Here is a 14,747-nt window from a genome sequence, read left to right as displayed (position 1 = left end):
CATGAAAAATCTTACACTCGCCGCCACTGCGCTTGTCTCACTTTCAGCAGCATTCACTGCGTCCGCAGGCGACGGAAGCGGGGTCGTTACGAAACTCACGGCATACGGTACGGCCGTCATCTTCTCAGTCGCCGATCACCCCATAAAAGCTCCTTGCAGCCAAGATGGTGCTTTCGTGATCAACGCTTCAACGCAGGAAGGTAAGGTCATGTACGCAACCTTGCTCACGGCAATTTCCACCGGTCGCTCAATCTCGGTATTCAGCGCGAACGCCTGCCCAACCTGGTGGGCGAATGCAGAAACCCCCAACTCCGTCACCATTACGCCGTGAAGCCAGGATGCGCGATGGCCGCATGAACCCGTCACTGTGGGCATCCCGGTGATCAGAAAAGGAGATCCCGATGAGGAAGTTCGTACTTCTACTTTGCTCCGCGCTTATTGCTGTGTGCACGGGCGCATCGGCGACTGATGAGTACAACCATAGCATTGTGTCGGTCGGCGCACAGGGGCTCGGATATGTTCAGTTCAAGGAAGCACTATCCCAGCCATGCCAATTCGGCGTCGTCTACCTTCCCGATCTCGGTCAGTACAACGCTCGAGCGATGATGGCTGTCCTGCTATCGGCTCAGGCCCGAGGGGCGCTGGTAAACATCAGCTATGACATGGCTTCGTCGGGCTACTGCACCGCGACCAAGATATCCGGACAGTAAGATCGAGTCTAACCAGGACACATCAACATGCCGCAGGGAAGCGGCGCATGACCGGAGGCCTTCGCGGCCTTCCCAGCCACTCCAGCATCGTCACGTCTAGCGTCCTTCGCGGCTTCCATCGGGTGTCGGCGCGCATCCGGGCCCTCGCGGTTGTGATTAATCACCCGACTGCTCGCTTATGGTTATGGGGCCTACCCGCAGCCTGAGTTGCGAGATCACGATCACCGGTATCAATACGCGCGTGGTGTTCGGAGCGTCCGCGTGGCTCATCCGCTCTAGCGTTCATGGCTTTCGGCACGCCTATCCAGACACCTTTTCTCCGGGTCCATTCATTTCGACGAAGGCTTGCTGTCATCTGCTGAAGCGGCGCGACTGCGTAAAGTCAGCTAGCCCTAGTGGAGCGGTACACGCCTAGATCACAATTTCATGACGAATGTAAAGAGTCATGTTGGCACCCTAATGCTCAATCCGTCACAATACCTGTAACAAACGGACATGAGGGGTGTCTAATGGCAGACGGGGAAGGCACAGCCAATTCGCGGCGATCCGAGAGATTCACGCAGGGAGCCACGGAGATATCGGAATCGTTGAAACTCGCTCGAGCACTTCATCCGTTTCGTGCGGCCGATGCGCCGTGCGAACCTTCAGCACGAAATGAACAGGGACGACGGCCGAACCGCCGAACCCGGCAATTGCTGGTGCCCGAATCGCCCGTAGATGGCCGCGGGCAATCGCGTGAGGTCGAAGCCGGATGCCAGAGGCATCCACAATAATTCCAAGTCGCGATGGGTAGCTAGTGACCCACTCCCAAAGTTGCCCACATGCAATAGCTGTGTCACGACGTGGTTAGACGCGAAAGAACAAGTGAGCCGCAAATAGGCAGTTGGCGGGCTCAGCGCTCCCTCGGTAGTTGAGAAAGGACGCCGGCGGCGACGGCGATGGTGCCCGGAGTGGGACTCGAACCCACATACCCTTTCGGATGAGGGATTTTAAGTCCCTTGCGTCTACCGGTTTCGCCATCCGGGCGGAAAGAAAAAAGGCGCACCGCGTTGGCGGGTGCGCCTTGGAATGCGATGGAGGCCGAGGTCGGAATCGAACCGGCGTACGCGGATTTGCAGTCCGCTGCATGACCACTCTGCCACCCGGCCATCGCTTGCGCAGCGCGAAGAGTATCCGCGAAGCGCTTAAAAAACAAAACCTCGGCGGACCGAGGCTTTGTGGAATGACTTGGAGCGGGAAACGAGACTCGAACTCGCGACCCCGACCTTGGCAAGGTCGTGCTCTACCAACTGAGCTATTCCCGCGTCGTTGTCCGGCCATTTTAGATCAGATCGGGAATGTGTCAACCACTTTGCACCGTCTTTTTTTCAGTTTTCTTCACTTCCTCTGAATCCTCGCTTAGGCTCGGCCAGGCAGCGCGCAAGTAGTCCAGGCCGGACCATATGGTGAGGACGCCGGCCAGCACCAGCAGGGCTTCGCCCACATGGTACAGCCGCAGGGTTTCAGCGTCGTGCTGGAGCAGGAGCACCACCAGCGCCACCATCTGCGTGGCGGTCTTGAGCTTGCCGAGGAAGGCCACCTTCACCTTGGAGCGGGCACCGATCTGGGCCATCCACTCGCGCAGTGCCGACACGCTGATCTCGCGGCCAACGATGATCGAGGCCGTCACGGCCATCAGGATGCCCTGCCACCCTCCCCTGTGCGACTGCACGAGCAGGAACAGGGTCACGGCGACCATGAGCTTGTCCGCCACCGGGTCGAGGAAGGCGCCGAAGGCCGACGTGAGGTTCAGGCGCCGCGCGAGGTAGCCGTCGAGCCAGTCCGTGACGGCAGCCAGGACGAACACCAGCGCCGCTGTCAGGTTCGCCCCGCGAAATGGCAGGTAGAAGACGATGACCATGACGGGGAGCAGGAGCACCCGGAACAAGGTCAGCCACGTGGGAAGGTTGATTCGCATAAGTCAGCCGGTGCGGGATGCGGTGCCAGCAGGCGCCACGTCCGTTCGTTCAGGGGTGCAGCATGGCATAGATGCGTTCCGCAAGACCGCGATCAATACCCTTTACGCTCATCAGTTCCTCGACGCCGGCGGCCTCGACCCCCGCAAGTCCCCCGAAGGCCTTCAGCAGCGCCGCGCGGCGCCGGGCGCCCACGCCGGCCACGTCCTCGAGCGTGCTGCGCTCCCGTGCCGCCTCGCGGCGGCGGCGGTGCCCGCTGATGGCGAAGCGATGCGCCTCGTCGCGCACCGCTGCCACGAGGTGCAGCGCCGGCGACGAGGTGCCGGGATGCAGGGTCTTGCCGCTATCCGCGAGCACCAGGGTTTCCTCGCCCGCACGGCGGCCAGGCCCCTTGGCGACGCCTACCACGCGGATGCCCTCCTCCACGCCGAGCTCCCGCAACACGTCCATGGCCTGGGCCACCTGGCCGACGCCACCGTCGATGAGCAGGATGTCGGGCTTCACGCCGCCTTCGACCACCTTCTTGAAGCGGCGGGTCAGGGCCTGGTGCATGGCGGCATAGTCGTCGCCCGGGGTGATGCCTGCGATGTTGAAACGCCGATAGTGGGATTTCTCCGGACCTTCCGGGCCGAAGACCACGCAGGAGGCAACGGTCAACTCGCCCCGCGTATGGCTGATGTCGAAACATTCGATGCGCCGCGGCGTGGTCTCGAGTTCCAGCACCTTCTGCAGATCGTCGAACCGCGCCAGCAGCGTGTGCCGGCTCGCCAGGCGCGAGGTCAGCGCCGCGCTCGCATTGCGCTGGGCCATCTCGAGGAAGCGCGCACGCTCGCCGCGGACACTGGGCTTCAACGACACCGTATGGCCCGCATGATCGGACAGGACCGAGGCCAGCACGTCCATGTCTTCCACCGGATCGCTCAGCACGAGTTCCCGCGGTACCTGGCGCTCCAGGTAGTACTGCGCGATGAACTGCGACAGCACGTCCGAGATCGAGGCATCCGTCGGCAGCCGGGGGAAGAAGTCGCGCGAACCGAGGCTGACGCCATTACGGAAGAACATCACGCTCACGCAGGCCATGCCGCCCTCCATGCAGCAGGCGATCACGTCCATGTCCGCACTGGCGCCCTGCACGAAGTGCTGGGCCTGCAGCTTGCGCAGCGCAGCCACCTGGTCGCGCAGGTTCGCCGCGCGCTCGAAGTTCAGCGAGCGCGAGGCCGCTTCCATCGACGCGGCCAGTTCGTCGATGACGGCGCTGCTGCGCCCTTCCAGGAACATCTCGGCGTGGCGCACGTCGCTTTTGTAGTCGTCCACTTCGATCAGGCGCACGCAGGGCGCGCTGCAACGGCCGATCTGGTGCTGGAGACAGGGGCGCGAGCGATTCCTGAAGTAGCTGTCCTCACACTGGCGCACCTTGAAGAGCTTCTGCATCAGTCCCAGGCTCTCGCGCACGGCGAACGTGCTCGGATAGGGGCCGAAGTACCGCCCGGGCCCGGTCTTGGCGCCGCGATGAAAGGCCAGGCGCGGATAATCCTCGCCACCGGACAGGTAGATGTACGGGTAGCTCTTATCGTCGCGCAGCACGATGTTGTATCGCGGCTTGAGCGACTTGATCAGTTGGGATTCGAGCAGCAGTGCCTCGCCCGCGGTGCGGGTGAGCGTGACTTCCGCCCGCGCGATCTGCGACACCATCGAGGCGATGCGCGGATCCATCGGCGGCTTCAGGAAGTAGTTGCCTACCCGCTTCTTGAGATTGGCTGCCTTGCCGACGTAGAGAAGCTCGTCTTCCGCATCGAAGTAGCGGTAGACGCCGGGAGATGTGGTGAGATGGCGGACGAAGGCCTTGCCGTCGAACGGATGCGACTCGGTGTGCTCCATGCCCTCATTTTACCGCGTTGAGGCATGGCGGACGCGAAAACGCCGGCATGGGGATGGACCATGCCGGCGAGGACCTTCCTTGGGAGCGTCGCCGTCCTGCTAGGGTGAGTGTGGCGACGGGGTTAGGTTACGTCGGAGACCTGGATGGCGCGCTAGGTGTAGTCCTGTGCTGCATGTAGGGGAGGCCCTCGGTCAATTGCAGGAAACCCCTTACACCGGCGCTCAGGCCTGGCTGAGCAGCCAACGCTCGGCCCTGGCCAGGTCTTCGGGAGTATCGATGCCCGGCGGGAACGGCTCCGGGGTCGGGCTCACGGAGATGGCATACCCATGCTCCAGCGCCCGCAGCTGCTCCAGCGACTCCGCCCGCTCCAGCGGGGTCTGCGGCAGGGCCGCCAGGCGGCGCAGGAATCCGGCCCGGTAGGCGTAGATGCCGATATGACGCAGGAACGGCACCTCGGGCGGCAGCGCCCCCCTGTTCGCCGCAAAGGCATCCCGGGCCCAGGGCGCGGGCGCGCGGGTGAAATAGAGCGCCCGGCCGTTAGCTGCCCGCACGACCTTGACCACGTTGGGGTCGAACAGCTCCTCGGCATCCCCGATGGGCGCGGCGAGGGTCGCCATGGGCGCCTCGTCGCCCGCCAGCGTCGCCACCACGGCGCGGATACCCGCCGCCGGGGCAAAGGGCTCGTCGCCCTGGAGATTCACCACGATGGTGTCCTCCGGCCATCCGAAGCTGGCCGCCGTCTCGGCGATACGGTCGCTGCCCGAGGCGTGGTCCGCGCGAGTCATGCAGACCAGGACATCGCCACGACCGCGCAGTTCGCGGGCCACCCGTTCGTCGTCGGTGGCGACCACGACCTGGGCCGCTCCCGCCTGCCCCGCCCTGGCCGCGACCCGCCGGATCAAGGACTCGCCGCCGATCTTCAGCAGTGGCTTGCCCGGCAGCCGGGTGGAGCCGAAGCGCGCGGGCACCACGACGACGAAGGGGGGGATCTTCACGGTCATGACGGCATCCGGCTCATAGGGACGTGAAGCGTAGCGCGTCACGCGGCCCGGAGGTTGAAGCCCACGCCGTTCGCCAGCTCCATGAAACCCGGGAACGAGGTCGCCACATTGGCGCAGTCGCCGATGGCGATGGGCGCCGCGGCGACAAGTCCCGCGATCGCGAAGCTCATGGCGATGCGGTGGTCGCCGTGGCTGTCGATGCTGCCGCCGGCGATGCGGCCACCGTGGATGATCGCGCCATCGGGAAGCTCCTCGAGCGAGACCCCGCAGGCCTTCAGCCCGTTGGCCATGCTGGCGATGCGATCGGATTCCTTCACGCGCAGCTCGGCCGCGCCGCGAATGGTGGTGTTGCCTTCGGCCACGGCGGCGGCGACGAACAGCGCGGGGAACTCGTCGATCATGTCGGGAACGACGTCCAACGGCAGGTCCACGCCACGCAATGGCGCGTGGCGCACCAGGAGGTCGCCGATGGACTCGCCGCCGCTGCTGCGCTCGTTCTCGACGACGATATCCGCGCCCATCAGCCGAAGCGCCGCGAGCAGGCCGGTGCGCCGCGGGTTGAGCCCCACGGCGCGCAGGCGCACTTCGGAACCCGGCACGATGCAGGCGGCCACGATGAAGAACGCCGCGGACGAGAAGTCGGCCGGCACGTCCACGTCCGTCGCGCGCAGGGTATGACCGCCCTCCAGGCGCGCACGCCCCGGGGCGTAGTCGATCGGCCAGCCGAAGGCTTTCAGCATGCTCTCGGTATAGTCCCGCGTCGGGTGCGGCTCGATCACTTCGGTGACGCCGCTGGCATAGAGGCCGGCCAGCAACAGGGCCGATTTGATCTGGGCGCTCGCGACGGGCGGGTGGTAGGTCACGCCATGCAGCGAGGCGCCGCCATGGATCCGCAGCGGCGGCATGCCGTCACGCGTTTCGATCGACGCGCCCATCGTTGCCAGGGGATCGGTCACGCGGCGCATCGGCCGGCGCGACAACGACTCATCGCCCACCAGTGTGGAATCGAACGCCTGTCCCGCGAGCAATCCGGCGAGCAGGCGCATGCCCGTTCCCGCGTTGCCGCAGTCCAGCTCCCCGGAGCTGCCGCGAAGCCCGTGCAGGCCGACGCCGTGCACGACGCGCTCGCCCTCCGACGGCGTGTCGAATCGCACGCCGAGCTTGCCCAGGATCGCCGCCGTGGCCCGCGTGTCCTCGCCTTCGAGAAAACCGCGGATATGCGTCACGCCTTCGGCGATGGCGCCGAACATCAGGGCACGATGCGACACGGACTTGTCGCCCGGCACGATGACCTCTCCGCGCAGCGGGCCGCCCGCGCGGCTGATCCAGTCGACGCGGCTCATGGCAGGTTCTCGAGCAGGCGTTCCAGTTCCGCGCGGCTGCCGATGCTCACGCGCACGGTATGCGGCAGCCGGTAGCCGGTCATCGGCCGCACGATCACCCCGCGCTCGAACAGTTGCGCCTCGAACGATGCCGCATCGTGGCCGAGGTCGACGAGCAGGAAATTCGTCTGCGACGGCAGCACACGGTAACCGCGTGCGCTCAGTTCTTCCGCAAGCCACGCGCGATCGCGATGGTTCGTGGCGCGCACGCGAGCGCGATGCTCGTGGTCGCCCAGCGCCGCTTCCGCCGCCGCAAGCGCCACCGCGTTGACGTTGAACGACTCGCGCAGGCGCTCGCACACGGCGGCCACGGAAGGATGGCTCAGCATGTAACCGATGCGCAGTCCGGCCAGGGCATACGCCTTGGAAAACGTGCGGGTGACGATGAGGTTCGGGAAACGCCCGAGAAGGTGGGCGGCGGTGCTGAGGCCTTGCGCATCGACGTACTCGTGGTACGCCTCGTCCACGACCACCAGGGTCTGCGCGGGGATCTTGCCGAGAAAGGATTCCAGCGCCGCGTCGCCGAACCACGTGCCGGTGGGATTGTTCGGATTGGCGAGGTAGACCAGGCGCGTGTCCGCGGTGACGGCGGCGGCGATCGCCTCCAGGTCGTGCCCATAGGGCGCCTCGGGATGATCCGCGGGAAGCGCCGGCACGGCGACCGACGGGGCGCCCGCCGCCGCGGCGGCGATCGGAAACACGGCAAACCCGAACTGCGAGTGCACCACCGGATGCTCCGCGTCGGCGAAGCACTGTGCCAGAAGCATCAGCAGCTCGTGCGAGCCGTTGCCGAGCGTGATGCCCGACACGGGCACGCCCTGCTCGTCAGACAGCTTGCGCTTCAGCGACGCGCCGAGCGGATCCGGATAACGCCAGATGTCCTCGAGCGCGCGCGTTGCCGCGCGCATCGCATGCGGACTCGGGCCCAACGGATTCTCGTTGGAGCCCAGCTCGGAAATCGCGGCGCCGAATCGCAGGCGCAGTGCGGGAAGGTCGTGGCCTGGATCGTAGGCACGGAGTGCCGACGTCGCCCGGTTGGCGAACGCGGCTGCATCGAATGGTGAGGTCATGGCAAGGCGACAGGGTAAGAGCCGAGCACGCGTACATCGGCGGCGGCGGGTTTCATTTCTTCGAGCGCGGCCTGCACGGCCGGATCGTCCACATGGCCGGACACGTCGATGAAGAACGCGTACTGCCACTTCCCCGTGTGTGCCGGGCGGGACTCGATACGGTTCATGCTGATGCCATGTTCGGCCAACGGCTTGAGCACGTCGAACAACGCACCCGGCTTGTCGCGCACCGACACCAGCAGCGAGGTGCGGTCATTACCCGAGGCCGGGAAGATCGAGCGGCCGATCACCAGGAAGCGCGTGGTGTTGTCCGAGCGGTCCTCGATGGGTCCGGCCACGGTCCTCAGGCCGTAGACCCGCCCCGCCGTCTCGCCGGCGATCGCGGCGGATTCCGGGGAGAGGCGCGCGGTGCGTGCCGCTTCGGCATTGCTCGACACCGGCACGCGTTCGGCGTGCGGCAGATTGACGCGCAGCCAGCCCTGGCATTGCTGCAACGACTGCGGATGCGAGTAGACGCGCTTCACGTCCTTCAGCTCCCCGCTGAGCGAGAGCAGGTTCTGGTGGACGCGCAGCTCCACTTCGCCGCAGATGGTGGCCTTCGACACGAGGAACATGTCCAGCGTCATCTGGATCATGCCCTGTCCTGAATTCTCGACCGGCACGACGCCGAAGTCCGCATTGCCCGCGGCGACTTCCTGGAACACCTCCTCGATGCTGCCCAGCGGCAGGCCGTAGGCGGCGTGGCCGAAATGCTTGCGCACGGCCTGCTCGCTGAAAGTACCCTCGGGACCGAGGAAGCCGATCTTCAGCGGCTGCTGCTGCGACAGGCAGGACGACATGATCTCGCGAAACAGGCGAACCAGCTCCGCGTTCGGCAGCGGGCCGTCGTTGCGATCGATGACGCCGCGAAGGACCTGGGCTTCCCGTTCGGGCCGGTAATATTCCACCGCCGCCTTCAACGGGCCCTTGGCCCGGCCGACCTGCTGCGCCCAACGGGCGCGCTCGCTGATGAGCGATTGCAGTTGCTGGTCGATGCTGTCGATGCGCGTACGCGCCTCGGCGAGCGTGGCTTGTTTATCGGCGGGGGTCTTGCTCATGGACGTCCAGGCGGCTAAGTGGTTGCAGGTGAAACAGTCGGGGCCGGCGAAGCATGCTGCATCGCGGCGACTTCCGACTTTAACCGTGCCGCGCTGCAAAGTCCCGCATGAATTGCACGAGCGCATCCACCGCGGCTTGCGACACGGCGTTGTAGAGCGAGGCGCGCATGCCTCCCACGGCCTTGTGCCCCTTCAGACCAATGAACCCGGCGGCCTCGGATTCGGCCAGGAACACGCTGTCCAGCGCGTTATCGTGCAAGACGAACGACGCATTCATGCGTGAGCGCGCGCCACGCTCCACATCGTTTCGATAGAAACCGTCGGAGCCGTCGATGGTGTCGTAGACCATGGCGGACTTGCGCGCGTTGCGCTCGCCCATCGCGTCGAGGCCACCCTCTTGCTCGATCCATTCGAAGGTGAGGCCGGCGAGGTACCAGCCCCAGGTATTCGGCGTGTTGAGCATCGAGTCGTTCGCCGCCTGCTCGGCGTAGCGGAGGATTCGGGCGATCGGCCGCGGCGGACGCGCCAGCAGGTCGTCGCGCACGATCATGAGCACCAGGCCCGAAGGCCCGATGTTTTTCTGTGCTCCCGCATAGATCAGACCGAAGCGCGAGACGTCCAGCGGCGCGCCGAGGATGTTGGAGGACATGTCCGCCACGAGCGGCACGTCGCCAACGTCGGGGATCTCGTGGAATTCCAGGCCGCGAATGGTCTCGTTCGGCGTGTAGTGAACGTATGACGCCGCCTGACTGAGCCGCCATGTTGCGCGTGGCGGGAGCGAGAGGAAGTCGGTGGATTCGGAACTGGCCGCTATGCGCGCGTCGACGTGGAAGGCCGCTTCGCTTGCCGCCTTCTTGCTGAAGACGCCGGTGACGATGTAGTCGGCTGTGCCGCCTTCCGGCGCGAGGTTCATCGGAATCTGCGCGAAATGCTGGGTCGCCCCGCCTTGCAGGAACAACACCTTGTAATTCGCGGGAATGTTCAGCAGGCCGCGCAGCCGGTGCTCGGTCGCCGCGGCCAGTTCCATGAAGCGCTTGCCGCGATGGGACAGCTCCATCACCGAGGCGCCGCTGCCGTTCCAGTCGAGCATGTCCGACTGAGCGCGCCTCAGGACCGCTTCCGGTAGCGCCGCGGGACCGGCGCTGAAATTCCACGCTCTGCTCACTTCGTTCTCGCCATCGGGAAGGAGGACGCATTATGCCCGCACGCACAGGGCGGCAAGCGGGCTCCGTCCAGGGCGTTTTGCAGGCGATCGCCGATGTGGTTCGTCAGAACTGAATGAACAAGACCGCGGCGATACCAAGCGCCAGCAGCGCGGCCGTCAGGATCAGCCACCAGACATCGCCGCGCGGCGCTTCGGCTTCGACCGGCGCCGGCTCGGGCTCGGGTTCCGGCATGGCCAGCACCGGCTCGGCCCTCCAGCCGGGCCCTTCCAGGACTAACCGGTGCGCCGCGATGCCGATCTGGTCACCGGGCTGCAGCGAGGCGCGCATCACCTTCACGCCATTGACGCGGACGGCATGGCGCGCCGGCACGCGGGAGGCGTCGAGCACCAGCTCCCCGTCGTCCCACGCCAGGGTGAGCAGCGCGGCGTCGTTACCGGGGAGTTCGAGGGGCAGCGCGCCATGGGTCGAACCGAGTTCAAGGCGATCGCCCACGGCGACCACGCGACCGGAGAGAGGTCCTGCCACCGGCCGTAACGCGACCGTGCAACGCGATTCGGTGGGTGCCACGACCTCACGCGCATCGAGGTCGGTGTCGTCCCGCACGAGCATCCGGCAGTCGCCTAGCGAGAGGCTGTCGCCCGGACGCAGCAGAGCACGCTCTCGCACGGGTCGCGCATTGACGTAGACGCGACCCGTAGCGGGCGCGACTTCGAGCACCAGCCCGCGCCGGTCGCGGTGGATGGTGACGTGGCGGGCGGCCACCTGGGCTTCGGACACGACGAGGTCGTTGTCCTCCGCCCGGCCGATCGTGAGCATGGGCCGTGACCAGTGGAAATCACCGCGAGCCGAGCTGACGAATTCGATACGCATGAAGGGACCGGGACGTTGACGACGCGACTTTAGCAGAGTGAGGTATCTATTTGAACGCAAAGGTGTCGACGCCGCGCGATGACGGGCCCTGTTAGACTCCGCCGTTTCCGGAAGCAAGGAGCCATCCATGGCGAAGATCGACATCCGCCGCCCCCACGGAACCACGGTGGAGAACGCCCGTGCCGTCGTCGAGAAGGTGGCCGCGCGCATGCGCGAGAAGTTCGGCACGGAAGGCACCTGGCAAGGCGACACCCTCACCTTCGCCCGCTCCGGCGTGAAGGGAGCGATCGCCGTCTCCGCCAGCGACGTGCACGTCACCGCGGAACTGGGCATGCTCCTTTCGCCCCTGCGCGGCACCATCGAGGACGAGATCCGGAAGAAGCTGGACGAGCAGTTCGGCTGATCCTATGGCATACTAAGGGACTTATGCGGCCATTCCGGCCGTCTGCCGACCCGGGACACATGGCAAAAGACGACGTCATCGAAATGGAAGGTACGGTCCAGGAGACCCTGCCCAACACCATGTTCCGCGTGCAGCTCGAGAACGGGCACGTCATTACCGCCCACATCTCCGGCCGCATGCGCAAGCATTACATCCGCATCCTCACGGGCGATAAGGTGAAGGTCGAAATGACCCCTTACGACCTGACCAAGGGGCGTATCACGTACCGCATGAAGTAAGGCGCACCGCGCCGACTTCGCCTGGAACGAAAAAAAAAGCCGCGGCTCACGCCGCGGCTTTTTTTGCTTTGTGGCAGCCGCTTCAGCGGCGATGGTACTCGCGGCGAGATTGCCCGCTACCGCGGGATCGCCGGCATAGCCGGCTCCCACACTGGGCTGAGGTTTACGCCTCAGCTGTCGCCGGCACGGCCGACTCCGTTTCCACGTGCAACTCGTCGCCCTCGACCGAGAGCGTGACCTTGCCGCCGTCGGCCAGCTTACCGAACAGCAGTTCGTCGGCCAGCGCGCGCTTCACCTTGTCCTGGATCACGCGGGCCATCGGGCGGGCTCCCATCTGCGGATCGAATCCGTGCTCCGCCAGCCAGCGGCGGGCGTCCGGCGTCACGTCCACGCTCACCTTCTTCTCCGCCAGCTGGGTTTCCAGCTCGATCAGGAACTTGTCGACCACGCGCAGGATGTGGTCGAAGTCCAGGGCGTTGAACTGGATGATCGCGTCGAGACGGTTGCGGAACTCCGGCGTGAACATGCGGCGGATGGTTTCCATCGCGTCCAGCGAATGGTTCTGCTTCACGAAGCCGATCCCGCGCCGCGACGCCAGCTGCGCGCCGGCATTCGTGGTCATGACGATGATCACGTTCTTGAAATTCGCCTCGCGGCCGTTCGTATCCGTCAGCACACCCCGGTCCATGACCTGGAGCAGGATGTTGTAGACGTCCGGGTGGGCCTTCTCGATTTCGTCCAGCAGCAGCACGCAATGCGGATGCTTGGTGATCTGCTCGGTGAGCAGGCCACCCTGGTCGAAGCCGACGTAGCCCGGAGGCGCGCCGACCAGGCGCGAGACCGAATGCGCTTCCATGTACTCGGACATGTCGAAGCGGACCATCTCGATGCCCAGCTGCATGGCGAGCTGGCGGGTGACCTCCGTCTTGCCGACACCGGTGGGGCCGGCGAGCAGGAAGCTGCCGATCGGCTTGGACGGATCGCCCAGGCCCGAACGGGCCATCTTGATCGACGAGGCCAAGGCCTCGATCGCCGCATCCTGGCCGAACACGACCATCTTCAGGTTGCGCTCGAGGTTACGCAGCACGTCACGATCCGACGCCGAGACCTGCTTGGCCGGGATCCGCGCCATCTTGGCGACGATGTACTCGATCTCGGGCACGTCCACCGTCCCGGTCCGCTCGTCTTCCGGCAGCAGGCGCTGGCGGGCACCGGCTTCGTCGATCACGTCGATGGCCTTGTCCGGCAGCAGGCGGTCGGGGATGTGCTTGACCGAGAGGTCCACCGCCGCACGCAGCGCTTCCCCGGTGTATTCCACCGAGTGGTGCTCCTCGAAACGGCTCTTCAGGCCGCGCAGGATCTCGATGGAGTCGGCCACGGTGGGCTCGACCACGTCGATCTTCTGGAAGCGGCGGGCCAGGGCGCGGTCCTTCTCGAACACGCCGCGGAACTCCTGGAACGTGGTGGAACCGATGCAGCGCAGCTCGCCCGAGGCCAGCATGGGCTTGATCAGGTTCGACGCGTCCATGGTGCCGCCCGACGCCGAACCCGCACCGATGATGGTGTGGATCTCGTCAATGAACAGGATGGCGCTCGGCTGCTTCTTGAGCTGGGCGATGACCGCCTTCAGGCGTTTCTCGAAGTCGCCGCGGTACTTGGTGCCCGCCACCAGCGCGCCGAGGTCGAGCGACCAGATCGTGCAGTCTTCCAGCACTTCCGGCACCTGGCCTTCCACGATGCGCTTGGCGAGGCCTTCGGCCAGCGCCGTCTTGCCCACGCCCGCCTCACCCACGTACAGCGGGTTGTTCTTGCGGCGGCGGCAGAGCACCTGGATGGTGCGCTCCACCTCGTCCTGGCGGCCGATCAGGGGGTCGATCTTGCCCTGGATGGCCAGTTCGTTCAGGTTCGAGGCGTATTCGCTGAGCGGATTGCCCTTGCCCTCACCTTCCTCACCATCGCGCTCGGCGCTCGGGGCGGCTGCCGCGGATTCGTCGCCGATCTTGGCGATGCCGTGCGAGATGTAATTGACGACGTCGAGGCGGGTGATCTCCTGCTGGTGCAGGAAGTACACCGCATGGGAGTCCTTCTCGCCGAAAATGGCCACGAGCACGTTGGCGCCGGTGACTTCCTTACGGCCCGACGACTGCACGTGGTACACGGCGCGCTGGAGCACGCGCTGGAAGCCGAGGGTCGGCTGGGTATCGCGCTCGTCGCCGGCGGGGAGCACCGGCACCGTCTCGGCGATGATCCGCTGCAGGTCGGCCGCGAGGCGCGGCAGGTCGACCCCGCAGGCACGCAGGGCGGCCAGTGCGGAGGTGTTCTCCGTGAGCGCGAGCAGCAGGTGTTCCACGGTCATGAATTCGTGGCGCTGCTCGCGGGCCTGCTTGTAGCAGTGCCCGATGGTGACTTCTAGATCCTTGCTGAACATACGGACCGTCTCCGATAGCTGTGGGCGGCGGGGACCAGCCCCTTGTCAATGCCGCATGAACTCCAGATGGGGGATCGGCTACATCTTTTCCATAGTGCACAAGAGCGGATGCTGATGAGACCGTGAGTACTCGTTGACCTGCGTCACCTTGGTTTCTGCCACTTCCCGGGTGAATACGCCGCAGACGCCCTTCCCTCGTGTGTGAACATGAAGCATCACCTGCACCGCCCGCTCCTGGTCCATGCCGAAGAAACTGCGCAATACCTCAATCACGAAGTCCATCGGCGTGAAATCGTCGTTCAGCAGGACGACCTGGAACAACGGCGGCCGTGCCGTTTCCGGCCGGGAAGTCTCGATGGCGAGACCGTGCCCGCGCTCACTTTCCTGATCGTGTTCGTGTTCTTGGGACATTAATTCGGAACCTTCGATACGCGATTCGTTTATACACCGGAATCCGGCCCACTTCCGGGTCGATTCCCACAGGTGATGGCACAATAGGCCGTTTTCC

At 65.4% G+C, this 14,747-nt stretch carries 14 protein-coding genes and 3 tRNA genes; 4 read left to right on the top strand and 13 right to left on the bottom strand.

Features of this window, described 5'->3' with window-relative positions; genetic code table 11:
• Nucleotide 1 precedes the first annotated feature (1 nt).
• The gene (locus tag ACR9ZH_RS07085) at nt 2-331 is read left to right on the top strand and encodes a hypothetical protein (RefSeq protein WP_481290055.1); all 330 of its coding nucleotides are present in this window, start codon (nt 2-4) and stop codon (nt 329-331) included.
• 70 nt (nt 332-401) lie between these two features.
• Complete coding sequence (locus tag ACR9ZH_RS07080; protein WP_481290054.1) at nt 402-710, top strand: hypothetical protein; 309 nt, start codon at nt 402-404, stop codon at nt 708-710.
• A gap of 939 nt (nt 711-1,649) precedes the next feature.
• Here ACR9ZH_RS07080 and ACR9ZH_RS07075 read toward each other — a convergent pair.
• The 11 genes from ACR9ZH_RS07075 to ACR9ZH_RS07025 form a co-directional block, all read right to left on the bottom strand.
• A tRNA-Leu gene (locus tag ACR9ZH_RS07075) sits at nt 1,650-1,736 on the bottom strand.
• A 48-nt stretch (nt 1,737-1,784) separates the two neighbouring features.
• A tRNA-Cys gene (locus tag ACR9ZH_RS07070) sits at nt 1,785-1,858 on the bottom strand.
• 80 nt (nt 1,859-1,938) lie between these two features.
• Nucleotides 1,939-2,014 (bottom strand) — tRNA-Gly (locus tag ACR9ZH_RS07065).
• A 38-nt stretch (nt 2,015-2,052) separates the two neighbouring features.
• Nucleotides 2,053-2,667 carry a CDP-diacylglycerol--glycerol-3-phosphate 3-phosphatidyltransferase gene (pgsA, locus tag ACR9ZH_RS07060; protein WP_481290053.1) on the bottom strand — a complete coding sequence of 205 codons (615 nt, stop codon included), beginning with the start codon at nt 2,665-2,667 and terminating at the stop codon, nt 2,053-2,055.
• Nucleotides 2,668-2,716: 49 nt separating this feature from the next.
• Nucleotides 2,717-4,543 (bottom strand): excinuclease ABC subunit UvrC, encoded by a 1,827-nt coding sequence (uvrC, locus tag ACR9ZH_RS07055; RefSeq protein WP_481290052.1) that lies wholly within the window; start codon nt 4,541-4,543, stop codon nt 2,717-2,719.
• 222 nt (nt 4,544-4,765) lie between these two features.
• On the bottom strand, nt 4,766-5,545 hold the full coding sequence (kdsB, locus tag ACR9ZH_RS07050; protein WP_481290051.1) for a 3-deoxy-manno-octulosonate cytidylyltransferase: 780 nt from the start codon (nt 5,543-5,545) through the stop codon (nt 4,766-4,768).
• Nucleotides 5,546-5,583: 38 nt separating this feature from the next.
• A complete protein-coding gene (aroA, locus tag ACR9ZH_RS07045) occupies nt 5,584-6,888 on the bottom strand; it encodes a 3-phosphoshikimate 1-carboxyvinyltransferase (RefSeq protein WP_481290050.1) in 1,305 nt (434 codons plus the stop codon).
• Complete coding sequence (gene hisC / locus ACR9ZH_RS07040) at nt 6,885-7,997, bottom strand: histidinol-phosphate transaminase (protein ID WP_481290049.1); 1,113 nt, start codon at nt 7,995-7,997, stop codon at nt 6,885-6,887. Before hisC ends, aroA begins: the two co-directional genes overlap by 4 nt.
• Complete coding sequence (gene pheA, locus ACR9ZH_RS07035; protein WP_481290048.1) at nt 7,994-9,094, bottom strand: prephenate dehydratase; 1,101 nt, start codon at nt 9,092-9,094, stop codon at nt 7,994-7,996. The genes hisC and pheA overlap by 4 nt, the downstream gene beginning before the upstream one ends.
• Nucleotides 9,095-9,173: 79 nt before the next feature.
• Nucleotides 9,174-10,259, bottom strand: coding sequence for a 3-phosphoserine/phosphohydroxythreonine transaminase (gene serC / locus ACR9ZH_RS07030; protein ID WP_481290047.1), 1,086 nt, complete (start codon nt 10,257-10,259; stop codon nt 9,174-9,176).
• 103 nt (nt 10,260-10,362) lie between these two features.
• Nucleotides 10,363-11,130, bottom strand: coding sequence for an FHA domain-containing protein (locus ACR9ZH_RS07025; RefSeq protein ID WP_481290046.1), 768 nt, complete (start codon nt 11,128-11,130; stop codon nt 10,363-10,365).
• 127 nt (nt 11,131-11,257) lie between these two features.
• Between ACR9ZH_RS07025 and ACR9ZH_RS07020 the strand changes: the two genes are divergently transcribed.
• Nucleotides 11,258-11,533: a polyhydroxyalkanoic acid system family protein gene (locus ACR9ZH_RS07020; protein WP_481290045.1), complete on the top strand. Its 276-nt coding sequence runs from the start codon at nt 11,258-11,260 to the stop codon at nt 11,531-11,533.
• A 59-nt stretch (nt 11,534-11,592) separates the two neighbouring features.
• A complete protein-coding gene (gene infA / locus ACR9ZH_RS07015) occupies nt 11,593-11,811 on the top strand; it encodes a translation initiation factor IF-1 (protein WP_019466733.1) in 219 nt (72 codons plus the stop codon).
• Nucleotides 11,812-11,974: 163 nt separating this feature from the next.
• Here the strand turns inward: infA and clpA are convergent, their stop codons facing one another.
• Together clpA and clpS are read right to left on the bottom strand one after the other, a co-directional pair.
• A complete protein-coding gene (gene clpA, locus ACR9ZH_RS07010) occupies nt 11,975-14,239 on the bottom strand; it encodes an ATP-dependent Clp protease ATP-binding subunit ClpA (RefSeq protein ID WP_481290044.1) in 2,265 nt (754 codons plus the stop codon).
• A 78-nt stretch (nt 14,240-14,317) separates the two neighbouring features.
• Nucleotides 14,318-14,650 (bottom strand): ATP-dependent Clp protease adapter ClpS, encoded by a 333-nt coding sequence (gene clpS / locus ACR9ZH_RS07005; protein WP_481290043.1) that lies wholly within the window; start codon nt 14,648-14,650, stop codon nt 14,318-14,320.
• Between the last annotated feature and the right edge of the window lie 97 nt (nt 14,651-14,747).

The organism is Luteibacter sp. SVR4-7G, from assembly GCF_056755555.1.
Note: the sequence above shows the minus strand (reverse complement) of the source record. Positions and strands in the feature narration are given on the sequence as shown.